Origin of the sequence: Herbiconiux oxytropis (assembly GCF_024979315.1) — a bacterium.
GTDB classification, from domain to species: Bacteria; Actinomycetota; Actinomycetes; order Actinomycetales; family Microbacteriaceae; genus Herbiconiux; species Herbiconiux oxytropis.
Genome location: NZ_JANLCK010000002.1, coordinates 508,060 through 532,313, shown reverse-complemented (window position 1 = coordinate 532,313; position 24,254 = coordinate 508,060). Strand labels below are relative to the sequence as shown.

Here is a 24,254-nt window from a genome sequence, read left to right as displayed (position 1 = left end):
ATTCTGCCGGGTGGGCTCGCGGGCGACGGGCGTAGAGTAGCGCGCGTGAACCTCGACGAGATCCCCCTGACCACGATCGACGGCGCCCCCGCCACCCTGGCCGACTTCGCGCCGGTGAGGCTCATCGTGAACGTGGCGTCGCGCTGCGGGCTCGCTCCGCAGTACGAGACGCTCGAGGAGCTGCAGAAGCGCTACGGCGACCGCGGCTTCACGGTGCTCGGCTTCCCGAGCAACCAGTTCCTGCAGGAGCTCGGCGACACGGAGAAGATCAAGCAGTACTGCTCGATGACGTGGGGAATCACCTTCCCCATGTTCGAGAAGGTCAAGGTGAACGGCCGCGCGGCGCATCCGCTCTACAAGTCGCTCACCGAGACACCGGATGCCGAGGGCAAGGCCGGGCGGGTCACGTGGAACTTCGAGAAGTTCCTCGTGACGCCCTCCGGCGTGCAGCGGTTCCGCCCCTCCACGGTGCCGGACGACCCCGCGATCATCGCCGCGATCGAGGCAGCGCTCCCCGCCTGATCGGGAGACGATCGCGAGCGCTGTGGCAGATCGGTGCCAGAGCGCTGCCAGATCGTGCACCGCGGCATCCGTCGTTCGACACTCTGGCACCGCTCGCGCTCCGCGCCGACCGTAGCCTCGGGGCATGTCGACCGAAACCTCCGAACTCCCCGTCGTGCCCCACTGGATCGAGGGCGCCGAGTCGCCCTCGCACTCTGGCCGCACCGCCCCCGTCTTCGACCCCGCCCTCGGCGTGGAGACCAAGCGCGTGGCCCTCGCCGATCAGGCCGAGATCGCCGCGGCCATCGCGAGCGCGGCAGCGGCCTTCCCCGCCTGGCGCGACCTCTCGCTCACGAAGCGGCAGTCGATCGTGTTCAGATTCCGCGAGCTCCTGGATGCCCGCAAGGGCGAGCTCGCCGAGATCATCACGAGCGAGCACGGCAAGGAGCTCTCCGACGCGCTCGGTGAGATCAACCGCGGCCAGGAGGTCGTGGAGTTCGCGACCGGGCTCGCCCACCACCTCAAGGGCGAGTACTCCGAGCAGGTCTCGACCGGCATCGACGTCTACTCCACCAAGCAGCCCGTCGGAGTCGTCGGCATCATCAGTCCCTTCAACTTCCCGGCCATGGTGCCGATGTGGTTCTTCCCGATCGCCATCGCGGCCGGCAACACCGTGGTCGTGAAGCCGAGCGAGAAGGATCCCTCCGCCGCGCTCTGGCTCGCGAGGCTGTGGAAGGACGCCGGGCTCCCCGACGGAGTCTTCACCGTGCTGAACGGCGACAAGGAGGCCGTCGACGGCCTCCTCACGAGCCCCGACGTTGCGGCGATCTCGTTCGTGGGCTCGACTCCCATCGCACAGTACGTCTACGAGACCGGCACGAAGCACGGCAAGCGCGTGCAGGCGCTCGGCGGGGCGAAGAACCACATGCTCGTGCTCCCGGATGCCGACCTCGACCTCGTGGCCGACTCCGCCATCAACGCCGGATTCGGCTCGGCGGGCGAGCGCTGCATGGCCATCTCGGTGCTCGTGGCGGTGGAGCCCGTGGCCGACGAGCTCGTGGCGAAGATCTCGTCGCGCATGGCGGGTCTCCGGATCGGCGACGGCCGTCGCGGCTGCGACATGGGCCCCCTCGTGACCGAGGCGCACCGCGACAAGGTGGCCTCCTACGTCGACATCGCCCTCGAGGACGGCGCGACCGTGGTGGTCGACGGGCGCGGCATCGAGGTCGACGGCGACCCGAACGGCTTCTGGTTCGGGCCCACCCTCATCGACGACGTGCCCACGACCTCACGCGTCTACACCGAGGAGATCTTCGGACCGGTGCTCTCGATCGTGCGCGTGCAGTCCTATGAGGAGGGCGTGGCGCTCATCAACACCGGTGCGTTCGGCAACGGCACCGCGATCTTCACGAACGACGGCGGAGCGGCGCGCCGGTTCCAGAACGAGATCCAGGTGGGCATGATCGGCATCAACGTGCCGATCCCGGTTCCCGTGGCGACCTTCTCGTTCGGCGGCTGGAAGGCCTCCCTGTTCGGCGACACCAAGGCGCACGGTGCCGAGGGCGTGCGCTTCTACACGCAGCAGAAGGCCATCACGAGCCGCTGGCTCGACCCCTCCCACGGCGGCATCAACCTGGGCTTCCCGCAGAACTAGGGCGTCACGAGCTGGAGGGCCGACCAGAGCTCGGTGCGGGCCGCGAAGGTGTCGAGGTCGAGGCCCAGCAGGGTCTCGGCCGCGCGCACCCGGTTGCGCAGGGTGTGGCGGTGGGTGCCGAGCTCCCGCGCGGCCGGATCCCACGCGCCGTTGTGCTGCAGCCACACCCGCAGCGTCGTGAGCGCCGTGTCGCGCTCGGCCGGCGGCAGGTCGATCAGCGGCTGCAGCATCCGCTTCGCCACCCGGTCGCCGCCCGAGGCCACCAGCAGTCCGTGCATGCCCTGCTCGGCCAGCTGTTCGAAGAGCACCACGGCGCTCTCGCGCGTGACGGATCCGGCCGCATGACGGGCCTCGCCGAGGCCCCGCGTGAGCTCGTGCCAGGGCACGGGGCCCGAGACACCCGCCGCGAGCCCGTGCCGGGCGAGCAGGGCCTCCGAGGCCGCGAGGTCGTCGTGCGGCGTGACGATGAGGATCTCGTCGTCGCGCTCGGCGAAGAACAAGCGGCCGCTGTTCTCGTCGGCCTGCAGCTCGAGCTCGTCGAGGAGCGCCTGGCCGTGCACCTCGCCCACCACGATCGCGAGCCGCACGGGCTCGGGCGGCAGCGGCCCCCAGAGGCTCACGGCGGTGCGGTCGGCCACGTCGACGACCCCGGAGAGCACGAGCTCGAAGAGGCCGGTGCGGAGGCGGCGCCTGGCCGCGTCGAGGCCCCGACGCTGTTCGAGGGCGATGCTCGCAAGCCCGATCACGCTCGCCACGAGGTCGTTGCCGGCCGCGTCGAGGGGCTCCGAGGCGCCCACGGCGAGCACTCCCCGCAACTGACCGCGCTGGCCGAGCGTCTGCAGCGAGATGCCCCCGCCCGCCTCGATGATGCTGAGCCCGGCCCGCGAGCCCCGGCCGAGCGCCGAGGTCACCGCCTCCGCCACGACGCGCGTGAGCTCGGCGGGCACACCGCGGAGGCCGGGGACGCGCAGCACGGTGCCTGCCGAGTCGAACAGCGCCACCCAGCAGTCGAGCCGGCGCGAGAGCTCGAGCAGGATGGCGCCGAGGCCGTCGACGCGGAGCGCGGCCCTGGCGACGGCGCGCTGGGCGTCGAGCGACCACTCGAGCCGCTCGCGCTGCTCCTCGGCGATCGTGTCGGCGATCGAGCGGACGATGCCGATGAAGGGCGTCTGCTCGTCCATCACGAGCAGCGGGAGCCCGGTGGCGGCGCAGGCGTTCACGAGGGCGGGCGGCACGTGGTCGTGCACGACGCCGGTGGCGAAGCCGAGGGCGCGGATGCCGCGGGCCTTCAGGCGGTCGACGTAGGCGCGTTCCGGATCGCGGGCGCCGTCCGGGAGGGCGCGGTCGGCCCCCGGAGCCTGGGTGCTGGGGTGCCCGGCGCTGGAGTGCCCGGTGCCGTGGTGCCCGGTGGCGCTCTGCTCGACCGCGAACTGGGCGCCGTCGGTGAGCAGGAGCTGGCCCTCGTCGAGCCACGGCGTCGGATCGGCGAGGTCGGAGCTGTGCGCCCAGGTGATCGGCGCCTCGAGCCGCCCGTCGCCCTCGGCCCACGGACCGGGTGCCAGCTCGAGCCGGAACCGCGGATCCCGCAGCAGGCTCCGCACGCTCGGGGGCATGACCGCTCCTTCCGCGCCGCAGACACCGGATCTCAGCCTACCGAGGGCACGCACCGCCCGAGGGTTAGGGTGGGGCCAGGCCGGGACCCCGACGGCGACCTGGACGACACCAGGCCCTGACCTCGAAGGAGCGGAGGCGACATGAGCGACGAAGACGACGTGCGGCGGCTCGCGCTCGCTCTGCCCGCCACCGAGGAGCGCACGGCCTACGGCACCCCGGCGTTCTACGTGGGCCGCAGGATGTTCGCGCGCCTGCACGACCAGCCGGGCGTGCTCGTCTGCTGGCGGGCCGACCTCGGCGAGCGGGAGGCGCTGCTGCAGCGCGATCCGTCGGTCTTCTTCACCACCGCCCACTACGACGGGCACCCGAGCGTGCTCGTGCGCCTCGAGCGGATCGCGCCCGCCGAGCTCGCCGAGCTGCTGCAGGAGGCGTGGGAGGCCCGCGCCACGAAGCGCCTGCTCGAGGCGGCCGCGCGGGAGCGCTCCGACTCCCCCGACGCCGCCGGATGAGCGCGCCGCTTCCGTTCGACGCGATCGTCGCGCGCCTGCGGGCCGCGGGGTGCGTGTTCGCCGAGGAGGAGGCGCAGCTGCTCCTCGAGGCCGGAGCCGAGGAGAGCGCGGGCGGCGGGGCCGCGCTCGAGGAGCTCGTGCGACGGAGGGTGGGCGGCGAACCGCTCGAGCACCTGCTCGGCTGGGCGGAGTTCGACGGGCTCCGGATCGCGGTCGGCCCCGGGGTGTTCGTGCCGCGGCGCCGCACCGTCTTCCTGGTGGCCTCTGCCATGCCGTTCGTGCGGCCCGGCGCGGTGGTCGTCGACCTGTGCTGCGGAACGGGGGCCGTGGGGGCGGCGATCCTGGCCCGCTCCGATGCGCCCGTGGAGCTGTGGGCCTCCGACCTCGATCCGGCCGCGGTGGCGTGGGCTCGACAGAACCTCGGCGAGGGTCGCGTGCTCGAGGGCGATCTGTTCGGCCCGCTGCCGGCTCGACTGGCCGGACGCGTCGACGTGCTCGCGGTGAACGCACCGTACGTGCCCACCGACGCCATCCGCACCATGCCGCCCGAAGCACGGCTGCACGAGGCCGTCACAGCGCTCGACGGCGGCGGCGACGGGCTCGACCTGCACCGCCGCATCGCCCGGGAGGCACCGCAGTGGCTCGCTCCCGGCGCCCATCTCCTCATCGAGACGAGCCGCTCGCAGGCCCCGCAGACCGCGGGGCTGCTGGCCGATGCGGGTCTCACCACCCGCATCCGCCGCTCGGCCGCGTTCGACGCCACGGTGGTGGTGGCCGAGCGGCCGGCCACCGCTCGCCCTAGGCTCGGAGCATGACCGACCGCGCACTCGTCGGGCCGGTGCAGCCGCCCGAGCTGCATGTGATGAGCTTCAACATCCGCCGCCGCATGCCGAGCCTCGGCCCCGCGATCGGTCCTCGCAGCGCCGACCGCTGGGGTGTGCGGGCGCCGGCCCTCGCCACGATCCTCGCCACCGAGCGGCCGACGGTGCTCGGAGCCCAGGAGGTGCTGCCCGGTCAGGATCGTGCGCTCAGCGCCGCCCTCGGCCCCGACTACCTGCGCATCGGGCACGGTCGCGACGCCGACGGGCAGGGCGAGGGCTGTCCGCTCTACTACGACGGCACCCGGCTCGAGCTCCGCCGCTGGGCCCAGGAGGCGCTCTCCGACACCCCGGACCTTCCCTGCTCGAGGTCGTGGGGCAACCACACGCCGCGCATCCTCGTGCGCGCGGAGTTCGCCGACCGCGCCACGGGCATCCGCTTCGTCGTGATCAACACCCACTTCGACCACATCTCGCGTCGGTCACGGGTGCGTGCGGCCGAGGTCATCCGGGAGTCGGTGGCGGCGAGCGGGCTGCCCACGGTGGTCACGGGCGACTTCAACAGCGGCGAGGAGACCGCCCCGCTCACCGCGCTCTTCGCGAACGGCGTGCTGCGGGACGCCTGGCGCGCAGCCGGCAGGCGCCTCACGGCCGACTGGGGCACCTTTCCGAACTACCGCGAGCGCCGTCGCGGGCGCAAGCGCATCGACTGGATCGCCGTCTCGGCGGGGGTCGAGGTCGACCGCGCCGCCATCGGCACGCGCCGGCCCGGCGGCGTCTGGGCCTCGGACCACCTGCCCGTGCACGCCGTCGTGCAGCTGTCGGCGCCGGCATGACCGGCACGGAGACCCTCAGCGCCTGGCGCCGGATGGTCGGCCGGTTCCTCAGGCCTCCCCGTGGCCCCGCCGAATTCTCCGCCGACGCCCTCAGGGTGCTCGCCGGCATCGGGGTCGTCGTGGCGGCGGTCTTCTTCGGCCCCACGGATGCCGGCGTGCTGGCCTTCGTGCTGCCGGGGCTCCTCCTCCCCCGGTTGCTCGGGGTGCGAGCGGGGTTCGATCTCGTCTACAGCGCCGTGCTGCTCGTGGCCGGCTGGAGCAACGTGCTCGACCTCTACACGAGCGTGGCGTGGTGGGACGTCGTGGTGCACCTGACCTGCACGGCCGTGATCGCCGTGATGCTCTACCTGCTGCTCGCGGAGCTCGGCATCGTGCCGCACCCCGCCGAGGCCCGGTCCACAGGGGCACGATCGGCACCGGCCACGGCCGTCGTGCTCACGGCGGCGCTCGGCCTCGCGGTGAGCGCGCTCTGGGAGATGGTCGAGTGGTTCGGGCACGCGTTCATCAGCTCGGAGATCTTCGTGGAGTACGACGACACGATCGGCGACATGGCGATCGGCGGGCTCGGCGCGGTCATGGCCGGAGCCGTGCTCCAGCGGGTGCGACTGCTGCGGCGAGCCGAGGATGGCGGCGGATGACCCTTCGCGACCAGCGCAGCCACGGCAGCTCGCGCGGCCAGTGCACGAGCACGGTGCGGAAGCCGCGCCGGAAGCGGGTGGGCAGCGTTCCCGCCTCGGCGAAAGGCCTCGACGAGATCTGCACGGAGAGGCCCCGACCGTAGCGGATGCGCCCGCGCACGCCGAGGTGGAACGCCAGGTCGAGATCGTCGTGCAGCTCGGAATCCTTGCGGTGCACGGTGCCGGAGACCCGTTGCCACTCGCTCCGGCGCATCGCGAAGTTCGAGCCGAACAGCGGCACGTGCCCGAGCGCGGGGGCGAGGCTGAGGTGGTAGGCGCCGAGGTAGAGGGCAGCGCCCACCCTGCGGAGGGCCCGTGGCCCGCCCGAGAAGGAGGCGCCTCCCGTGACGGCCGCGAGGTCGGGCCGGTCCCGGAAGCGGTCGCCGATCCGCTCGATCCAGTCGTCGGCGGGGATGCTGTCGGCATCGAGCCGGGCGATGACCTCCCCCTCGGCCTGGTCGTAGCCGGTCGAGGCGGCGGCCGGGATGCCCGGTCGCTGCTCGCGCACCACGCGGGCCCCTCCGATGCGGGCGACGGCGTCCGAGGCGTCGGAGGAGACGTTGTCGACCACGACGATCTCACTCGGCGCGATCGTCTGGCGGCCGAGGGCGCTCAGACAGCGCTCGAGGTGGGCGGCGTCATCCTTCACCGGGATGACCACGGAGATGTGGGGACGGTCGGTCATGCCGACGACGTGCGCCCGGCGCACCCTAACTGTCGTAGGGCGCGCGTACGATCGCGATGAGCGCGGCGAGCCCCGTGATGACACCGCCCAGGGTGATCAGTCCCAGCAGCGCGTACAGCAGCTCAGCCATGTGCTCTCCTTGTCGTCGCCCTCAGGATACCAGTGGACATCCGTGCTGAATTCGATAGAGTGAAGTTCTATCCAAAGGACCCGGAGACACGATGGCGACCTTCCTGCTCTGCAGCACCCCGGTGCACGGCCATGTCGTGCCCGTGCTCACCATCGGGCGCTCGCTCGTCGAACGCGGCCACCGCGTGCTGCTGCACACGGGCAGCCGATTCGAGCAGGCTGCGGCCGACGCCGGGCTGGAGTTCCGGCCGCTGCGAGGCCGGGCCGACTTCGACGACCGGGATCCGGCCACCACGCTGCCCGACCGCGACCGTCATCGCGGACTCGCGCGGGCCCAGTACGACATCCAGACCCTCTTCGTGAAGACGATCCCGGCTCAGCACGCGAGCGTGCGCGAGCTGCTCGCCGAGGTGCGGCCGGATGCGGTGCTCACCGACTCCGCGTTCGCCGGCGTCACGCCGTGGCTCTTCGACGGGTCGCGCACCTCGCGGCCCCCCATCCTGGGCGTCGGCGTGACCCCGCTCACCCAGCTCGGCCGCGACGTCGCCCCCGGGGGCCTCGGGCTCGCCCCCTCGGCGACCCCGTTCGGGCGGGTGCGCAACCGGGTGCTCAACACGCTCGCGCGCTCGGTGCTCTTCCGCGACACCCAGAAGGTGGCGGAGCGGATGTTCGCCGAGATCGGCGCCGGGCCGATCGACCACTTCGCGATGGACGTCTCGCGGGCCTTCGACCGACTGCTCCAGCTCACCGTGCCCGGCTTCGAGTACCCGCGGAGCGACCTCTCGCCGAACGTGCGGTTCGTCGGCGCACTCCCCCCGGCCCCCGGCAGGGCGGGTGCGTTGCCCGACTGGTGGCACGACCTGTCATCACCCGGGCTCGCCGGGCGCCCGATCGTGCACGTCACGCAGGGCACCGTCGACAACCTCGACCTCGGCCGACTCATCCGCCCCGCCCTCGAGGGCCTCGCCGACGCGCCCGTCACGGTGGTCGTGACTCTCGGCGGCCGCCCACTCGACGAGCTGCTGCGGTTCGGGCCGCTGCCGGCCAACGCGCGGGTCGCCGAGTACCTGCCCTACGACCGGCTCCTCCCCGTGACCGACGTGGTCGTGACCAACGGCGGCTACGGTGGCGTGCAGCAGTCGCTCTCGGCCGGCGTCCCCCTCGTGGTGGCGGGCGACACCGAGGACAAGCCCGAGGTGGCCGCACGCGTGGGGTGGTCGGGCGCGGGCGTGGATCTCCGCACGGGATCGCCGACGCCCGAGCAGGTTCAGAGCGCGGTGATGCGGCTGCTGGCCCACGACTCCTACCGCCGGCGCGCGGAGGAGATCGCGACCGAGATGGCCCGCTACGACACCCTCGCCGCCATCGAGGAGCAGCTCCTCCGCGCGGTCGCCCGACAGGCGTCGGCCCGCTGATCGCGGGTGAAACCTCACCGCTCGGGCGCCCGTAGCCGTAGGGTGTGCGGCATGGCTGCGGAGTTGACGCTGGGCGCGGAAGAAGAGCTCCACCTGATCGATCTCGAGAGCGGGAAGCTCTCGGCGCGGGCGCCGCAGATCCTGTCGAGGCTGCCGGCCGGCAGCTACTCGGCCGAGATCCAGCGCACGACGGTCGAGACGAACACCGACGTGGTCGCGAGCCTCGACGGGCTGAGGCGGGAGCTGCTGCGACTGCGGAAGGGCGTGATCGACGCCGCGTCACCCGACGGCATCGGGATCGCGTGCGTCGGCACCGCCCCGCGCTCGGAGTTCGCCGACTTCGAGCTCACGAGCACCGGCCGCTACGGCCGCATGCAGGAGCAGTACCGGATGCTCGTCGACGAGCAGCTCATCTGCGGCACCCAGATCCACGTCGGCGTCTCGGATCGCGACCTCGCCGTCGACATCGCCCAGCGGGTCTCCCGCGACCTGCCCGTGCTGCTCGCCCTCTCAGCGAGCTCTCCCTACTGGAACGGTGCCGACACGGGATACTCCAGCATCCGTTCGATCATCTGGCAGCGCTGGCCGAGCGCCGGTTCCACGGGCCCGCTCTCGAGCGCGGCCGAGTACGACGAGCTGCTCGGCGACCTCATCGCCACGGGGGTCATCGCCGATTCGAAGATGGCGTACTTCGAGGTGCGCCCCTCGTCGCACGCCCCCACCCTCGAGCTCCGCGTGTGCGATGCCTGCCCCATCGTCGACGACGCCGTGCTCATCGCCGGACTGTTCCGGGCGAGCGTGCGTGCCGCCGAGCTCGACATCGAGGCGGGCCGGCCGCTCGCTCCCGTCGCCGAGCCCATCCACCGCGCCGCCATGTGGCAGGCCGCGCGGAGCGGGCTCACCGGCGACCTGCTCGACGACACCCGGCATCCGCGCCCCACGGCCGCCGCGCACGCGGTGCGCCATCTCATCCGGCGCCTGCGGCCCCAGCTCGAGGAGCTGGGCGACTACGACGAGGTGGTGGAGCTCGCCTCGACGCTCCTCGCGCGCGGCAACTCGTCCGATCGCCAGCGGGCCGCATTCGCCGAACGCGGCGAGCTCGCCGCGGTGGTGAAGCTCGTGGTGGAGGAGACCCAGGGCCCGGCGTCGGGAATCCCGCCCGCCGTGCCGGCCCTCCGCACCTACCCGAGCCGCGCAGGCGACGAGGCCGTGGGGCCGGGATCGCGCCCCCGGCCCGCCTACGAGGAGATCGTGGGCTACTTCGAGAGCCTCCCCGACGGGCTCGTGGCCGAGCGGCTGAGCGCCGCCGAGACCTGGATCGCCGGCCACGAGCTCACCTTCGCCGCCGACGACGGCCCGCGCCCCTTCGCCGTCGACCTCGTGCCCCGCGTGCTCAACAGCCACGAGTGGGCGGCCATCAGCGCGGGGGTGCTGCAGCGCGCCCGTGCGCTCGAGGCGTTCCTCGGCGACGTCTACGGCGAGCAGCGGATCCTGCGCGACGGGGTGATCCCGCGCCGCACCGTCGAGGGGGCGCCCGGCTGGCATGAGGGCGGGCGAGCGCTCCCGGCGGGGACTCTCCGCTCGGCCGTCATCGGCTTCGACCTCGTGCGCAACGAGTTCGGCGGCTGGCGGGTGCTCGAGGACAACCTGCGGAATCCCAGCGGCGCCGCGTACGCGATCGCCATCCGGTCGCTCATGGACGAGGTGGCGCCCGGCGTGCCGCGACCGGAGCGGATGCTCACACCAGGCGGCACCTTCGACCTCCTGCGCAGAGCGCTCTCGGCGGGCGGGTCGGCCGGGTCCGCTCCTGGCCCCGCAGCCCTGCTCTCCTCGGGCCCCGCGAGCGGCGCGTGGTTCGAGCACCGCGCGCTCGCGGCGGGAGCCGGGCTCCAGCTGCTCGCCCTCGACGACGTGGGGATCTCGGACGGGCGGGTGGTCGAGACCGCGACAGGCACACCCCTCGACGCGCTCTACCTGCGCCTCGACGACGAGCTCCCGGATGCCGTGGACTCGCGCGGCGCCCGGATCGGCGAGCAGATCATGCAGGTGGCCGCCGCCGGCCACGTGCGCCTCGCGAACGCGCCGGGCAACGGCGTGGCCGACGACAAGGCGATGTACTGCAACGTGCCCACCCTGATCGGCTACTACCTCGACGAGCGTCAGCTGCTCGAGCAGGTGCCCACCTATCGCACGAGCGACGAGGCGGAGCGGCGGGCCGTGCTCGAGCGGGTGGGCGAGCTCGTGACGAAGCCTGTCGACGGGCACGGCGGCGAGGGCGTGCTGATCGGCCCCGCGGCCGGCGCCGCCGTGGTGGCCGAGCGCCGGGCCGCCATCGCCGCCGACCCCGACGCCTGGGTGGCGCAGGAGGTCGTGCCGCTGTCGTCGCATCCGACGTTCTCGCGGGCCACCCCGTCCGAGGCCGGAGCCGGGATCGACGGGGCCCGCGGGGGCGTGCTCGAACCGCGGCACGTCGACCTGCGCGTGTTCGTCTACGCCTCCCCCGGGTCGCCCGACGGATTCGTGGTGGCCCCGCTCGCGCTCACCCGGGTGGCACCCGCCGGGAGCATGGTCGTCAACTCGTCGCGCGGCGGCGGGGCCAAGGACACCTGGATCGTGGCGCCGGAGGCCGACTCCGCGGCAGATCGCGATCCGGCCGAGGAGGTCTGAGATGTGCGGATTCGCCGGTGAGCTCCGGTTCGACGGGTCGAGCGCCGACCTCGGCGCCGTCGATCGCATGACCGCCTGTCAGCGCCATCGGGGGCCCGACGGCACGGGCCTGTGGTCGAACGGACCCGCCGCCCTCGGGCACCGTCGGCTCTCGATCATCGACCTGAGCGCCGCCGGCGCCCAGCCCATGGTCGACCCGGTGCTCGGCCTCACGATCGCCTTCAACGGCTGCATCTACAACCACCGGGAGCTCCGCGCCGAGCTCGAGGGCAAGGGGCACCGCTTCTTCTCGACCTCCGACACCGAGGTCATCGGCAAGGCGTATGCCGAGTGGGGCATGGACTGCGTGAGCCACCTGCTCGGCATGTTCGCATTCGCGATCGTCGAGCACGCCTCGGGCCGCGCGATGCTCGCCCGCGACCGCCTCGGCATCAAGCCGCTCTACCTCGTCGAGGGCGGCGGCCGCATCCGTTTCGCCTCCACCCTCCCCGCACTGCTGGAGGGTGGAGGCGTCGACACCTCGATCGACCGTGAGGCGCTGCAGCACTACCTGACCTTCCACTCCGTGGTGCCCGCACCCCTCACCATCCTCGCGGGGGTGCGCAAGCTGCCGCCCGCGACCGTGCGCCTGATCGAGCCCGACGGCTCCTCGACCGAGCACGTGTACTGGCGGGCCGACTTCGAGCGCGACCCCTCGCGGGCCGGGTGGAGCGACCGGGACTGGCAGGAGGCGGTGATCGCGAGCCTCCGCACCGCGGTCGAGCGCCGCATGGTCTCCGACGTGCCCGTGGGCGTGCTGCTCTCGGGCGGCATCGACTCCAGCCTCGTGGTGGCACTGCTGGCCGAGGCCGGGCAGAGCGGGTTGCAGACCTTCAGCATCGGCTTCGGCTCGGCCGGAGGTGAGTCGGGCGACGAGTTCGAATACTCGAGCCTCGTGGCCGAGCGCTTCGGCACCGACCACCACCGCATCCCGATCGACAGCTCGAGACTGCTGCCGGGCATCGACGCCACGGTCTCCGCGATGAGCGAGCCGATGGTCAGCCACGACTGCGTGGCCTTCCACCTGCTCTCGGAGGACGTCTCGAAGTCGGTCAAGGTGGTGCAGTCGGGCCAGGGCGCCGACGAGGTGCTCGGCGGCTACGACTGGTACCCGCCGCTCGCCGGGGTCGCTCGGGGCGACGCCGTCGAGGCGTACTCGCAGGTGTTCTTCGACCGGCGCTGGCCCGAGCTCACCCGGCTGCTGAACCCGGCCTGGCTCGAGGGAGCGCCGGTCGACGCTCCGACGGCCTTCATCCGCCGCCGGTTCGCCGAGCCCGGCGCGGAGACGGCCGTGGATGCCGCGCTCCGCAACGACACCACGGTCATGCTCGTCGACGATCCGGTGAAGCGCGTCGACAACATGACGATGGCGTGGGGGCTCGAGGCGCGGGTGCCCTTTCTCGACCACGAGTTCGTGGAGCTCGTGGCCGCGATCCCGCCCGAGCTGAAGCTCAGCGACGGCGGCAAGGGCGTGCTCAAGCGCGCGAGCCGCGGAATCGTGCCCGACGAGGTGATCGACCGCACGAAGGGCTACTTCCCGGTGCCCGCCATCCGCCAGCTCGAGGGGCCCTATCTCGAACGCGTGCGCGCCGCCCTCACCGATCCGGTCGCCCGCGAGCGCGCGCTCTTCGACGAGGCGACCGTCGAGACCCTCCTCGCCGATCCCAACACCACCCGCACGACCCTCGGCTCGAACGCCCTCTGGCAGCTCGCGCTGCTGGAGATGTGGCTGCAGGAGCACGGAGTCCGATGAGCCTCGCCGAGCAGCTCGTGGCCGCCTGGGGCAGCTGGGGGCCGTCGATGACCCCGGATGCCGACCGGGTGGCGTTCATCAGCGACCGCGGCGGCTCGCCCGAGGTCTGGGTGCAGGATGTGCCCGCGCCGGGCGCGACCGACCTGCCCGAGGCCAGGCGGGTGTCGTTCGGCGACGACCCGGTGATCGCGGTGAGCTGGTCGGCCGACAGCGCCTGGCTCGCCTGTGCCGTGGCGACCGACGGCGGCGTGCGCACCCAGGTCTGGGTCGTGCGGCCCGACGGCAGCGACGCCAAGCGCGTCTCGGGCCCACGCGAGCGGCACGCCGAGCTGGGGCCGTGGACGAGGAGCGGGCATCGCGTGGTCGTGACCGTTCCCGCGAGCGAGGCCGGCGAGCCCACGCGCGCGTACCTGGCCGACCCCGCATCCGGAGAGCTCGACCTGCTCGCCGTGGGCGACCTCATCCACGTGCTCGACCTCTCGGCCCACGAGCGCATGCTCGTGATGCGCGATGGCCCGCGCGGGCACGAGTTCTGCGTGGTCGTCGACAGGGAGAGCGACGACGACCACCCCGTGATGCCGCGCCCGGCCACCGGGGCCACCGAGGTGGCCTTCATCCGCCCCTCGCCCCCCGGCGAGTCGGCGCCTGGGATGGTCTACGCGGCCACCGAGGTGGGGCTGCCCAGGCATCAGCTGATCGCCTACCCCGTCGACCCCGCCGACTGGTCGCGGCCGCCCCGCGTGCTCGCCGAGCGGCCGGACGCCGAGCTCGAGGCCCTCGACGCCGACGACGAGGGCCGAATGCTGCTGCTCGTCTGGAACGTGGAGGGGCGCAGCGAGCTCGAGCTCTACGACACGGCGAGCGGGCGGTCCGAGCCCGTGCCCGGTCTCCCCGGTGCCGTGGCCACGAGCCCCGTGCTCAGCCGCGACGGCAGCAGCGTGCTGCTCGCGGTGGAGGGGCCGCAGCGGCCGCGCGAGCTCTGGCGGCTCGACACGGCGGGCTTCGCCTGGACCCGCGTGACGGCCGTGCCGGAGCTGCCCCCCGTGCGGCTCGTCGTGCCCACGCTCGAGCGCTACCGCTCCCGCGATGGCCTCGAGATCACCGGTTGGCTCTATCGAGTGCCCGAGAGCCCAGCCGTCTCCTCCGCCACCGGGCCGTGGCTGCTGCGCTCGCCCGAGCCCCCCGCCACGCCCGGAGCGGCGATGCTGCACCTGCACGGCGGTCCGGAGTCGCAGGAGCGGCCCACCTTCAGCCCGCAGCACCAGGCGCTCGTGGCCTCGGGGGTGGCCGTCTTCGCGCCCAACGTGCGGGGCTCCTCGGGCTTCGGCCGCGAGTTCGTGCACGCCGACGACGTGCACGGCCGGCAGGGTGCGTTCGACGACGTGACCGCTGCCGCCAGGCACCTCGTCGAGATCGGCGTCGCGGCACCCGACCGCATCGCCGTGACCGGCCGGTCGTATGGCGGGTACCTCACGCTCGCGGCCCTCGCCTTCACCCCCGGTGTCTTCGCGGCGGGGGTCGACATCTGCGGCATGTCGCATTTGCTGCACTTCTACGAGGAGACGGAGCCCTGGATCGCGGCGGCCGCGGTGACGAAGTACGGGCATCCGCATGACGACCGGGAGTTCCTCAGGTCGATCTCGCCGCTCGAGCAGGCCGAGCGCATCCGCGTGCCCCTGCTCGTCGTGCACGGCGAGCTCGACAGCAACGTGCCGATCGGCGAGGCGCACCGCATCGTGGCGGCGCTGCGGGAGTTGGATCGGCCCGTGGCGTACCTCGAGCTCGAGGGCGAGGGGCATGAGTACCGCCGCGCGTCGTCGCGGCTCGAGCTCATCCAGACGATGCGGGCGTTCCTCGCCGAGGCGCTCGGGGTGGGCGGGGCGCTCGGGGTGGGCGGGGCGCTCCGGTCGGGCTCCTAGCCCGCGGGAGCGTGCTGGAACGAGAGCGCGTAGATCGTAGGCGCACCGTCGAGCGCGAGCTCGGTCACGAGACCCTCGGTGGGCGTGGTCGCGTCGAAGGCGATCGTGCTGTTCCGGCAGACGACCGGATCCGACGCGGGCTGACCGTCGAGTGTCGACGTCTCGACCGTGATCGTGCCCTCGCCGCGGCAGGCGATCTGCACGAGGTAGGAGCCCGCCTCTGCGCTGTTGTCGGTGCTCCGGTGGTTCTTGGCCGTGTGCTCGCTCATCCAGCCCGAGAAGGCCGAGGCGAAGCCCTCGGAATCGCTGCTCGGCACCGCGGTCGGCGCCCACTCGCGGATCTCCTCGGCGGCGAAGGGAAGCAGCGCCTCGTCGGCCGCAGCAGCCGCTTCGGCCAGAGCGGTCGGATCGGGCGTCGGGGTGCTGGTGGCCGTCGGAGACGCGATCGGCGATGCGCCCGCCTGGGTGCCGGGCGCCTCGGCCTCGGCGGCGCATCCGCTCGCCGTGAGGAGCGCCGCCGCCACGGCGACCGTTCCTCCCGCCCTGGCTGCCCTGCTCATCGCACTGCGCTTCGGGATCATGCACAGGACGGTATCCACTGAAGGTCGATGCCTCCTCCGAGCGGTCAGGCGGTCGTGGTGGTAGCTTTCGCGAACCCGCGCGGCATCCGCAGCGCGAACAACGACGCGGCCGCCATGAGCACGAACGCCGAGCCGAACGCCGCCGGGAACCCGAACGCGTCGACCAGGAGCCCGGCGGCGAGCGGCCCCACGATGGCCCCGGCATCGGCCACCGCCTGGAACACGGCCACCGGCTGGCCCCCGCGCCCGCCCGCGGCGTCGCCCACCGAGGCCGCGGGAGCGGTGCCCATGAACGCCGCGGCCGCGCCGTAGACGGAGAGCAGCACGATCAGGAGCCAGAGCGAGTCGACGAACGGGATGGCGATCATGACCACGGCGCCCACCGCGAACGAGGCCACGATGGCCGGCCGCCGCCCCACGGTGTCGACGAACCTCCCCGCAGGCACGAGCGCGAGGGTCTGCACCACGGCGGCCACGGCGAACGCGATGCCCGTCCACGCGGGCTCGCCGCGGAGGCTCTCGACCACGAGCACGGGGATGAGCGCCGTGCGCACCCCCATCGCCGACCAGCCCTGCGCGAGGTTCGCGAGCAGCGCCGCCTGGTAGCGCCGGTCGCGCAGTACGTCGCGGAACGGACGGGCCGGCTCCGCGCTCTTCACCTCGCTGCGGTCGTGCCGGCGGAGGAGGGCGAGCCCCACGCCGCCCGCCACCACGAGCGTGCCGGCGTAGAAGAAGAACGGCGCGTGCAGCGAGATGCCCGAGAGGAGGCCGCCCACCGCGGGTCCCGCCATGCCGCCGATGAGGAAGCCGCCCTGGTAGAAGCCGACCGCCCGGCCGCGGATCGACGGATCGGAGGAGGCGAGCAGCAGCGTCATGGCGGCCACCGAGAACATCGCCGATCCGATGCCGCCCGCGCCGCGGAGGAGCAGCACCTGCAGATAGCTGTCGGCGAGGCCGACGAGCGCGCTCGAGAGCGCCACGATGCCGATCCCGATCGCGAGGATGACGCGTTCGCCCGCGAGGTCGACGAGCCGCCCCACGAAGGGGTTGGCCACGAGCCGCATGACGGCGAAGACCGAGACGACCGCTCCCACCTCGAGATAGCCCACGCCGAAGCTCCGCACGTAGACGGGCAGCACGGGGATGACGACGCCGAAGCCGAGCATCACGAAGAACGCCACCACGCCGAGCACCACGACGTCGCGCGGGAGGCCGGCTCCTCGACCCCAGACGAGCTGTCGGAGGGAGGTGCGGCGGGTCACCGGTCAAGCGTAGGCGACGCGGTGCGAGGAGATGTCGCGAGAGGGAAAGTGTGTGATGCGCGTGGCGAGCATCGGGGGTGCTCGGGGTATGCCACGCGCATCACACGAACGACATCGGATTCGATGTCGCGGACCTCACGGAGGGGTGTCTCCGTGGGACCGGTCCGGGTCGAGTGAGACATTACCCGCGCGGATGTCGTTCGTCGACGGGTCGGGATGGGGCCTGTGGATAACTTCTGCGCGCCGGACGCCACCTGGACCGGAATGCGAAACTCTACTGTCGACCAGGGATTCTTCGGCCTCGCGCGGAGTGTTGGAGGCCGATTTCGACCCCCCGGGCGGGGTTTTCCGGGGCTGGTCTTGATCAAGACCTGAGCAAATCCTTGGCTTGTCATCCACTAGCATCCGAGCATGTGCACTCGGATCTTCTGGAATCGTGGCGACGGCGCCAAAGCTGTGAGCAGATGCATGGACTGGGCGGTGAGCGACGAGCCCGAGCTGTGGTTCGTGCCGCGTGGGACAGCGCGCACCGGCGGGCCCGATCCGGAGGCACTGGACTGGACCTCGACCTACTCGAGCGTGGTCGTGAGCATGTGGGGCGTCGGCACGGTCGACGGGATGAACGAGAAGGGTTTCGCGGCGCACGCGCTCTACCTGAACCCCGAGGACGTGTCGTTCCCCGACGCCGACGGGCGGCCCGCCGTGGCGAACGCTCTCTGGGTGCAGTACCTGCTCGACAACTTCGCCACGGTGGCCGAGGCGGTGGCGCGGGTCGATGAGATCCGGATCACGTCGCCGCTGTTCCGCGGTCAGGAGCTCGGGATCCACATCGCCCTCGAAGACGCCGGCGGCGATTCCGCGGTGATCGAGCCGCTCGACGGGCGTCTGGTGGTGCACCACGGCCGGGAGTTCACGGTCATGGCCAACTCGCCCGCCCTCGACCTGCAGCTGCAGAACCTGAAGCGCTACCGCTCCTTCGGCGGCGAGCTGCCTCCGCCCGGCGACATCACCTCGAGCGACCGGTTCGTGCGCGCCTCCTACTTCCTGCATCACCTGCCCCAGCCCGACACCGCCGAGCAGGCCGTGGCGCGGGTGTTCCAGCTCATCTCGAACGTGTCGGTGCCCTTCGGCGCGCCTTACGACGACGGCGGGGTCTACCCCACCTGGTGGCACGCGGGCGCCGACCTCACGAATCGCTACTACTACTTCGGGGCCACGGAGAGCCCGAGCGTGTTCTGGATCGGGATGGACGCGCTCGCCGACGGCACGGAGGTGCTGCGGCTGGATCCGCGGGATCCGTCGCTCGTGGGGGAGTCGTCGGGGCGGATGGAGCGGGCGGCGCTGGCGTACTGAGGGCAGGGGCGCTCGCGGCGGTGCTCGGGACGGCGGTGCTCGGGGCCGTGCTCGGGGCGGCGCTCGGGCGGCCTGGGTGCGCGTTCGGGTGCCGCGCGTAGGCTCGGAGCATGAGCTACGTGCAACCCGGGGAGTTCGACCGCGACACCAACTACATCGAGGACCGCATCACCCGCGATGCCCGCGACGGCTGGCCCGTCGAGGCCGGCCGCTATCGGCTGGTCGCGGCACGCGCCTGCCCCTGGGCGAACCGCACGGTCATCGTGCGCCGGCTGCTCGGGCTCGAGGGCGCCATCTCGCTCGGGCTCCCCGGCCCCACGCACGACGAGCGCAGCTGGACCTTCGACCTCGACCCGGGCGGCGTCGATCCGGTGCTCGGCATCTCCCGCTTGCAGGAGGCGTACTTCGCGCGGTTCCGCGACTATCCGCGCGGCATCACGGTGCCCGCGGTCGTCGACGTGCCGACCGGCCGCGTGGTCACGAACGACTACCCGCAGATCACCCTCGACTTCTCCACCGAGTGGGGGGCCTTCCACCGCGCGGGCGCTCCCGACCTCTACCCGGATGCGCTCCGGGCCGAGATCGACGAGGTCAACGACGGCGTCTTCCGCGACGTGAACAACGGCGTCTACCGCGCCGGGTTCGCCGGATCGCAGGAGGCCTACGAGCGGGCCTACGAGCGGCTGTTCTCCCGGCTCGACTCCCTGTCGACCCGGCTCTCGTCGCAGCGCTATCTCGTGGGCGACACCATCACCGAGGCCGACGTGCGCCTGTTCACGACCCTCGCGCGCTTCGACGCCGTCTACCACGGGCACTTCAAGTGCAACCGCTCGAAGCTCAGCGAGATGCCGGTGCTGTGGGCCTACGCGCGCGATCTCTTCCAGACGCCTGGTTTCGGCGACACGATCGACTTCGGCCAGATCAAGGACCACTACTACAAGGTGCACCGCGACATCAATCCCACCGGGGTGGTGCCTCTGGGGCCCGATCCGCGGGGCTGGCTCACGCCGCACCACCGCGAGGAGCTCGGCGGCCGGCCCTTCGGCGACGGAACCCCGCCTCCGCCGCCGCCCGCGGACGAGCGCGTCCCACCGCTCGCGGCCGCCTGAGCGCGTCGCACGCTCGCCCCGCCGCGCGCCTGCCTCGCCGCGCGCCCGCCTCCCCGCGCGCCTGCCTCCTCCGACTTGACAGTAGTTGCGCCCAAAGTGGCCGACTTGACACAAGATGTGCCAAGTCGGCGCTTATTCGCGCAACGACTGTCAAGTCGGGGCGGCTAGGAAGCCAGGCGGGGGCGGCCGAGCGGCCGGGCGGGGACCGTAGGCTGAACGGATGAGCGAACTGCCCGCGAACCGCCCGTTGCGCCGACTCGGGTTCCTCACGATCGGGGTGTTCGACCCCGCCGATCCGGTCGCCGGCCACGAGGCCACGCTCGAGTCGATCGCCCTCGGCGAGCGCCTCGGCTTCGACAGCGCCTGGCTGCGATCGCGGCACCTGCAGCACGGCATCTCGTCGCCCGTCGCGGTGATGGCGGCGGCGTCGCAGCGCACGTCGCGTATCGAGCTCGGAACCGCGGTGGTGCCGATCGGCCTCGAGAACCCGTTCCGGCTCGCGGAGGACCTCGCCACCGTCGACCTCCTCTCGCACGGCCGCATCAACCCGGGCTTCTCGGCCGGCACGCCGATGAACCTCGATCTCTTCCGCGACGCCATCTACCCCGACACGCACGAGCAGGAGCAGTTCGGCTACGAGCGGCTCCTGCGCTTCCGCGCGTTCGTGCGCGGCGACGCGGTGCTGGAGGAGGCGCCGACCCGCGGCATCGAAGTGTTCGCGAACACGGTGCAGCCGCACTCGGAGGGGCTCTCCTCCCGCCTCTGGTACGGCGCCGGGAGTCTCGCATCGGCGCGTTGGGCGGGCGAGAACGGGTTCCACCTGCTCACCTCGAGCGTGGTGCAGGGCGAGCACGGCGACGACTTCGCCGAGAACCAGTGGCGACAGGTCGAGGAGTACCGCGCGGCGCATCCGCTCGGCGACCGCGCGCGGGTCTCTCAGGGGCTCGTCGTCATCCCGACCGATTCGGCGACCTCCGCGCAGAAGGAACGCTACGCCGCATACGCCGCCTCCCGGGCCGGCCGCGTGGGTGTGCCGCACGGGCCGAGGCGCATGCTGTTCGCCGCCGATCTCGTGGGGCCATCCGCCGACATAGCCGAGATGCTGCTGGCCGATCCGACGTTCCGGGCGGTAGAGGAGGTGGCGTTCGCGCTGCCGTTCTCGTTCGAGCCGGAGGATTACGTGCAGCTGCTGCACGACATCGCGGAGCGGCTGGCCCCGCTGCTCGGGTGGGTGCCGGGGCGCGGGTAGCAGCCGCGCGCGTGCGGCCTGCCCGCGCGTGGCCCGCCCGCGCGTGGCCCGCCCGCGTGGCTGGGCCGCGCATGCCCTGCCGCGGGTGGCCTGCCGCGCCGGCCATCGCCGGCCGCCACCTACCCCCCACCGGCTGTGCCGGGTAACGCCAACTGCGCGAAACCCGCGTTGTTGGAGCAGTTGGCGCTACTCCGTGAGAGAGGTCGAGCAGCTGGCGCTGCCCGTGGGCCGGCCGGCGGGCTACGAGAGGATGTCCTTCGTCGCGAAGCGGCCGTAGGCGAGCGCTCCGAAGACCGCGACGTAGGCCAGCTGCAGCACGGCGTTCGCGCCGAACGACGACCACTCGATCGGCTGCCGCAGCAGGTCGGCGAAGTCGAGCCAGTGGTAGGTGAACAGCCACGGATGCAGCCACTCGAGCTGCGAGAGCTGCCCCACCACCTGCGCCACGATCGACACCACGACCGTGGCAGCCATCGCGCCGACCGGCGCATCCGTGAGCGTCGAGATGAACAGGCCGATGGCGGCGAGCCCGAGGAGCCCGAGCGTGATGTAGAGCGCGATGAGCAGGGAGCGCAGCAGCGACTCGCCGACGCTCACGGTGTCGCCCGAGACGAGGGCGACGGGGCCCACCGGAAAGAGCGCCAGGCCGATCAGGATGCCGGCGACCGAGACGGTGAGGGTGGCCGCGAGACAGAACACCGCGGCGGCGGCGAACTTGACGACGAGCAGACGGATGCGCCCCACCGGCGACACGAGCAGGTAACGGAGGGTGCCGGTGCCGGCCTCCCCCGCGACGGAGTCGCCCGCCACGACTCCCACCGTGAGCGGCAGGAACAGGGGAATGGCGACGACGAGAGCGGTCACGCCCACGAAGAGGCCGTTCTGCGTGATGCGGTCGAGGAAGGCCGGTCCGCCGCCACCGCCCTGCCCGTCGTCGGTGAGGCGGATGGCGACGGCGATCAGCACGGGCACGGCGGCGAGCGCGAGGAGCATGGCCCACGTTCGGCGACGGCGGAAGAGCACCGAGAGCTCGGAGAGGAAGAAGCCCCAGCCGAGAGCCCGTCTGGGGCGCGCAGGAGCGATGGAGTCACTGGACAACGTCGAACCCCTCTCCGGTCAGCTCGACGAACAGGTCTTCGAGCGAGGCGCGCTCGACCGCGAAACCGCGCACGCGCACCCCGTCGGCCACGAGGGCCGCGACGACGGTCTCGGCCGGCACGGTCTCGGGGAGCTCCCCTTCGAGCGCAGTGCTCTCCGCCGCGTCGGCGGCGGGGTCGATGGCGGGGCCGATGGCGGAGTCGTTGGCCGGCCGGACTGCGGGGCGGTCTGCGGGGTGGCTTGCGGGATGGGACTCCCCGAGCGGTGCGGGGGGCACGCCGAGGCGGGAGAGCGTGGCCACCGCGGTCGGCGCATCCGGTGTCGCCACCGTCAGGCGGAGGTGGGTGCGGCCGGCTCCACGCAGGTCGTCGAGAGCGCCCTGCGCCACGAGGCGGCCCGCGCGCATCACTGCCACATGCGAGCACATCTGCTCGATCTCGGAGAGGAGGTGGCTCGAGACGAACACCGTGGTGCCCTCGGCGGCGAGCGAGCGGATGAGGGTGCGAACCTCGCGCGTGCCTTGCGGATCGAGGCCGTTCGTGGGCTCGTCGAGCACGATCAGTTCGCGCGGGGTGAGGAGTGCATTGGCGATGCCGAGGCGCTGCTTCATGCCGAGCGAGTACGCCCGCACCTTCTTGCCCGCTGCGGAGGACAGGCCGACGCGTTCGAGGGCACGCTCGACGCGGGCTTGCCGCGTGGAGGCCGACGCGAAGCCGTCGGCACTGTCGAGCCGGTGCAGGTTGGCGCGACCGGAGAGGAAGGGGTAGAAGCCCGGACCCTCGATCAACGCCCCCACCGCGGGGAGCACCCGGGCGAGGTTCGCCGGCATCTCACGCTCGAGCACGCGCACCTCGCCCGCCGATGCGGAGGCCAACCCGAGGAGCATGCGGATGGTGGTGGTCTTGCCCGACCCGTTCGGTCCGAGGAAGCCGAAGACCGACCCTCGCGGCACCGCGAGGTCGATGCCATCGACCACCGTCGAACGCCCGAAGCGCTTGGTCAGGTCCGTGGTGCGGATGGCGAACGCGGCGGAGTCGCTGGTCGGGGCGGGCTGCGCGGCGGCCGGATCGGCACCCCCGGCCGGATCGGTGCGGGCGGCCTGGGCGGCCGGATCGGTCACTCGGCCGCCGCGGCCTGCTGCAGCAGCTCTGCAGGGACAGCGCCGGCGAGCAGCCTGCCGTCGTCGGTGAGCAGCACGGAGACGAGAGCGGTCTGCAGCACGCTGCCGCCCTCGACGGGAGTGGCGAGCTGCGAGAACAGCGGGTTCGAGGTGATCTCGGTGAGGTCGCCACCGAGGCTCGTCTCCACGATCGAGCCCCATCCCTCGCCCGTGACGGTGGGTTCGCTGCCCTGGTGGCCCGCGGCATCGCTCGCGTCGGCACCCGGGCCGGCGCCACCGTCACCGTCACCGTCGAACCGGTCGGCCAGATCCTTCTCCGTCACCTCGGTTCCGGCAGGCGGAGCGAAGTCGAACAGGTCGGCCGAGGGCGTGTCGAGCGACAGCTCGGAGAACCCCACCTCGAAGGCCGCGGCAGCGGAGCCGCGCGCGAACACCTGCACCTCGAGGGGCATGCCCGTCTCGGCATCGACGGCGATCGTGACCGAGCCGACCAGCGTGTCGTCGGTTCGCGGAGTGAGCACGAGCGAGTATGCGTCGCGGCCCGCGACCGTCTGCTCCGAGCCGAGCGAGACATCCGTCGACGGGTCGACCGACTCCAGGAACCGCGAGGCCATCTCGTCGGGCGTGGGCACCGCGCCGTCCGTGCCGGGCGGGGAGTCACCCGGCGTCGCGCCGTCGCCGCGCGACGGGAGGGTCGCGTGCACGGCGGTCTGCTCATCCGAGTCGTAGAACCACAGGTCGTCGCCGTTCCGCACCGCGTCGCGCTCGGCCAGCGTGTCGAGCACCTGCACACGCAACCGCTCGGGCCCGTCGGCGTAGATGCGGGCGGTGTGGCTGCCCGTGGCCAGTTCGAGGGCGCTGGAGACGGCAGCGCCGGAGTCGTCTGACGACCCGGACCCACTCGACAGCGCGGAGACATCCGGCAGCCCCAGGTCGGAGCTCTGCTCGAGGGTTCCGGAGAACGCCTCGACCTCGGACGCGCCGACGAGCGCCAGCACCTCCTGCGGCGATCTCTCCGGCAGGTCGGCGGAGGCCGTGGCCGCAACCCCGCCCGTGACGGCGACGACGACGACCACTGCGGGCACGGCGACGGCGGGGATCCAACGATGCCAGGTGCGGTTCACGAGCAGCTTCTCTCAAGGGGGTGCGGGCACGGGGGATGCGGGCACGGGGGGGGGTGCGGGCACAGGGGGTGCGGGCGCCGGCCGGGTGGCCTGCGCGATTATGCGACGGTACGCCTGAAGTCCGTGAATAGGCTTCACGGAT

20 protein-coding genes are annotated in these 24,254 nt (G+C 72.6%); 13 read left to right on the top strand and 7 right to left on the bottom strand.

The features are described from left to right. Window positions 1–45: 45 nt before the first annotated feature. On the top strand, window positions 46–522 hold the full coding sequence (locus N1028_RS05590) for a glutathione peroxidase (RefSeq protein ID WP_259525836.1): 477 nt from the start codon (window positions 46–48) through the stop codon (window positions 520–522). A gap of 124 nt (window positions 523–646) precedes the next feature. Then, window positions 647–2,155, top strand: coding sequence for a CoA-acylating methylmalonate-semialdehyde dehydrogenase (locus N1028_RS05585; RefSeq protein ID WP_259525835.1), 1,509 nt, complete (start codon window positions 647–649; stop codon window positions 2,153–2,155). On the opposite strand, the gene N1028_RS05580 is transcribed toward N1028_RS05585, so the two are convergent. Further along, window positions 2,152–3,768, bottom strand: a complete 1,617-nt coding sequence (locus tag N1028_RS05580; RefSeq protein WP_259525834.1) for a PucR family transcriptional regulator — start codon at window positions 3,766–3,768, stop codon at window positions 2,152–2,154. The genes N1028_RS05585 and N1028_RS05580 overlap by 4 nt on opposite strands. A gap of 141 nt (window positions 3,769–3,909) precedes the next feature. Here N1028_RS05580 and N1028_RS05575 point away from each other — a divergent pair, with 141 nt between their 5' ends. Genes N1028_RS05575 through N1028_RS05560 form a run of 4 tightly spaced genes read left to right on the top strand, consistent with a single transcriptional unit; the run spans window position 3,910 to window position 6,570 of the window. Beyond that, window positions 3,910–4,278 (top strand): MmcQ/YjbR family DNA-binding protein, encoded by a 369-nt coding sequence (locus N1028_RS05575; RefSeq protein WP_259525833.1) that lies wholly within the window; start codon window positions 3,910–3,912, stop codon window positions 4,276–4,278. After that, window positions 4,275–5,093 (top strand): putative protein N(5)-glutamine methyltransferase, encoded by an 819-nt coding sequence (locus N1028_RS05570; protein WP_259525832.1) that lies wholly within the window; start codon window positions 4,275–4,277, stop codon window positions 5,091–5,093. Before N1028_RS05575 ends, N1028_RS05570 begins: the two co-directional genes overlap by 4 nt. Next, window positions 5,090–5,932, top strand: coding sequence for an endonuclease/exonuclease/phosphatase family protein (locus N1028_RS05565; protein ID WP_259525831.1), 843 nt, complete (start codon window positions 5,090–5,092; stop codon window positions 5,930–5,932). Before N1028_RS05570 ends, N1028_RS05565 begins: the two co-directional genes overlap by 4 nt. Then, on the top strand, window positions 5,929–6,570 hold the full coding sequence (locus tag N1028_RS05560) for a DUF2238 domain-containing protein (protein WP_259525830.1): 642 nt from the start codon (window positions 5,929–5,931) through the stop codon (window positions 6,568–6,570). The genes N1028_RS05565 and N1028_RS05560 overlap by 4 nt, the downstream gene beginning before the upstream one ends. Here N1028_RS05560 and N1028_RS05555 read toward each other — a convergent pair. Then, window positions 6,506–7,294 (bottom strand): glycosyltransferase family 2 protein, encoded by a 789-nt coding sequence (locus N1028_RS05555; protein ID WP_259525829.1) that lies wholly within the window; start codon window positions 7,292–7,294, stop codon window positions 6,506–6,508. The two genes, N1028_RS05560 and N1028_RS05555, sit on opposite strands and share 65 nt — an antisense overlap. Window positions 7,295–7,515: 221 nt before the next feature. Here N1028_RS05555 and N1028_RS05550 point away from each other — a divergent pair, with 221 nt between their 5' ends. Genes N1028_RS05550 through N1028_RS05535 form a run of 4 tightly spaced genes read left to right on the top strand, consistent with a single transcriptional unit; the run spans window position 7,516 to window position 15,216 of the window. After that, the gene (locus tag N1028_RS05550) at window positions 7,516–8,838 is read left to right on the top strand and encodes a glycosyltransferase (protein WP_259525828.1); all 1,323 of its coding nucleotides are present in this window, start codon (window positions 7,516–7,518) and stop codon (window positions 8,836–8,838) included. A gap of 51 nt (window positions 8,839–8,889) precedes the next feature. Continuing rightward, window positions 8,890–11,505: a carboxylate--amine ligase/circularly permuted type 2 ATP-grasp protein gene (locus tag N1028_RS05545; RefSeq protein ID WP_259525827.1), complete on the top strand. Its 2,616-nt coding sequence runs from the start codon at window positions 8,890–8,892 to the stop codon at window positions 11,503–11,505. Window position 11,506: 1 nt separating this feature from the next. Continuing rightward, a complete protein-coding gene (locus N1028_RS05540; protein WP_259525826.1) occupies window positions 11,507–13,297 on the top strand; it encodes an N-acetylglutaminylglutamine amidotransferase in 1,791 nt (596 codons plus the stop codon). After that, window positions 13,294–15,216 (top strand): S9 family peptidase, encoded by a 1,923-nt coding sequence (locus N1028_RS05535; protein WP_259525825.1) that lies wholly within the window; start codon window positions 13,294–13,296, stop codon window positions 15,214–15,216. The genes N1028_RS05540 and N1028_RS05535 overlap by 4 nt, the downstream gene beginning before the upstream one ends. Here N1028_RS05535 and N1028_RS05530 read toward each other — a convergent pair. Together N1028_RS05530 and N1028_RS05525 are read right to left on the bottom strand one after the other, a co-directional pair. Next, window positions 15,213–15,797 carry a hypothetical protein gene (locus N1028_RS05530; protein ID WP_259525824.1) on the bottom strand — a complete coding sequence of 195 codons (585 nt, stop codon included), beginning with the start codon at window positions 15,795–15,797 and terminating at the stop codon, window positions 15,213–15,215. The genes N1028_RS05535 and N1028_RS05530 overlap by 4 nt on opposite strands. A 44-nt stretch (window positions 15,798–15,841) precedes the next feature. Beyond that, complete coding sequence (locus N1028_RS05525; protein ID WP_259525823.1) at window positions 15,842–17,059, bottom strand: MFS transporter; 1,218 nt, start codon at window positions 17,057–17,059, stop codon at window positions 15,842–15,844. Between the two features lie 411 nt (window positions 17,060–17,470). On the opposite strand from N1028_RS05525, the gene N1028_RS05520 reads away from it, so the two are divergent. From N1028_RS05520 to N1028_RS05510, 3 genes are all read left to right on the top strand, one after another. Further along, the gene (locus N1028_RS05520; RefSeq protein WP_310795576.1) at window positions 17,471–18,412 is read left to right on the top strand and encodes a linear amide C-N hydrolase; all 942 of its coding nucleotides are present in this window, start codon (window positions 17,471–17,473) and stop codon (window positions 18,410–18,412) included. A gap of 110 nt (window positions 18,413–18,522) precedes the next feature. Next, window positions 18,523–19,521, top strand: a complete 999-nt coding sequence (locus N1028_RS05515) for a glutathione S-transferase family protein (protein WP_259525822.1) — start codon at window positions 18,523–18,525, stop codon at window positions 19,519–19,521. A gap of 220 nt (window positions 19,522–19,741) precedes the next feature. Then, complete coding sequence (locus tag N1028_RS05510) at window positions 19,742–20,770, top strand: LLM class flavin-dependent oxidoreductase (RefSeq protein ID WP_375163472.1); 1,029 nt, start codon at window positions 19,742–19,744, stop codon at window positions 20,768–20,770. A gap of 240 nt (window positions 20,771–21,010) precedes the next feature. Here the strand turns inward: N1028_RS05510 and N1028_RS05505 are convergent, their stop codons facing one another. Genes N1028_RS05505 through N1028_RS05495 form a run of 3 tightly spaced genes read right to left on the bottom strand, consistent with a single transcriptional unit; the run spans window position 21,011 to window position 24,112 of the window. Continuing rightward, window positions 21,011–21,853: an ABC transporter permease gene (locus N1028_RS05505; protein WP_259525908.1), complete on the bottom strand. Its 843-nt coding sequence runs from the start codon at window positions 21,851–21,853 to the stop codon at window positions 21,011–21,013. 4 nt (window positions 21,854–21,857) lie between these two features. After that, window positions 21,858–22,988, bottom strand: a complete 1,131-nt coding sequence (locus N1028_RS05500) for an ABC transporter ATP-binding protein (RefSeq protein ID WP_375163444.1) — start codon at window positions 22,986–22,988, stop codon at window positions 21,858–21,860. Further along, on the bottom strand, window positions 22,985–24,112 hold the full coding sequence (locus N1028_RS05495) for a LolA family protein (RefSeq protein ID WP_259525821.1): 1,128 nt from the start codon (window positions 24,110–24,112) through the stop codon (window positions 22,985–22,987). Before N1028_RS05495 ends, N1028_RS05500 begins: the two co-directional genes overlap by 4 nt. Window positions 24,113–24,254 lie beyond the last annotated feature (142 nt).

Bases quoted from the DNA above. Each gene is read 5' to 3' on its own strand.
- N1028_RS05575 (WP_259525833.1), top strand. From the start codon at position 3,910: ATGAGCGACGAAGACGACGTGCGGCGGCTCGCGCTCGCTCTGCCCGCC.
- N1028_RS05510 (WP_375163472.1), top strand. From the start codon at position 19,742: ATGAGCGAACTGCCCGCGAACCGCCCGTTGCGCCGACTCGGGTTCCTC.
- N1028_RS05555 (WP_259525829.1), bottom strand. From the start codon at position 7,294: ATGACCGACCGTCCCCACATCTCCGTGGTCATCCCGGTGAAGGATGAC.
- N1028_RS05530 (WP_259525824.1), bottom strand. From the start codon at position 15,797: ATGATCCCGAAGCGCAGTGCGATGAGCAGGGCAGCCAGGGCGGGAGGA.
- N1028_RS05570 (WP_259525832.1), top strand. From the start codon at position 4,275: ATGAGCGCGCCGCTTCCGTTCGACGCGATCGTCGCGCGCCTGCGGGCC.
- N1028_RS05540 (WP_259525826.1), top strand. From the start codon at position 11,507: ATGTGCGGATTCGCCGGTGAGCTCCGGTTCGACGGGTCGAGCGCCGAC.
- N1028_RS05585 (WP_259525835.1), top strand. From the start codon at position 647: ATGTCGACCGAAACCTCCGAACTCCCCGTCGTGCCCCACTGGATCGAG.
- N1028_RS05550 (WP_259525828.1), top strand. From the start codon at position 7,516: ATGGCGACCTTCCTGCTCTGCAGCACCCCGGTGCACGGCCATGTCGTG.
- N1028_RS05535 (WP_259525825.1), top strand. From the start codon at position 13,294: ATGAGCCTCGCCGAGCAGCTCGTGGCCGCCTGGGGCAGCTGGGGGCCG.
- N1028_RS05580 (WP_259525834.1), bottom strand. From the start codon at position 3,768: ATGCCCCCGAGCGTGCGGAGCCTGCTGCGGGATCCGCGGTTCCGGCTC.
- N1028_RS05520 (WP_310795576.1), top strand. From the start codon at position 17,471: ATGTGCACTCGGATCTTCTGGAATCGTGGCGACGGCGCCAAAGCTGTG.
- N1028_RS05545 (WP_259525827.1), top strand. From the start codon at position 8,890: ATGGCTGCGGAGTTGACGCTGGGCGCGGAAGAAGAGCTCCACCTGATC.
- N1028_RS05515 (WP_259525822.1), top strand. From the start codon at position 18,523: ATGAGCTACGTGCAACCCGGGGAGTTCGACCGCGACACCAACTACATC.
- N1028_RS05565 (WP_259525831.1), top strand. From the start codon at position 5,090: ATGACCGACCGCGCACTCGTCGGGCCGGTGCAGCCGCCCGAGCTGCAT.
- N1028_RS05560 (WP_259525830.1), top strand. From the start codon at position 5,929: ATGACCGGCACGGAGACCCTCAGCGCCTGGCGCCGGATGGTCGGCCGG.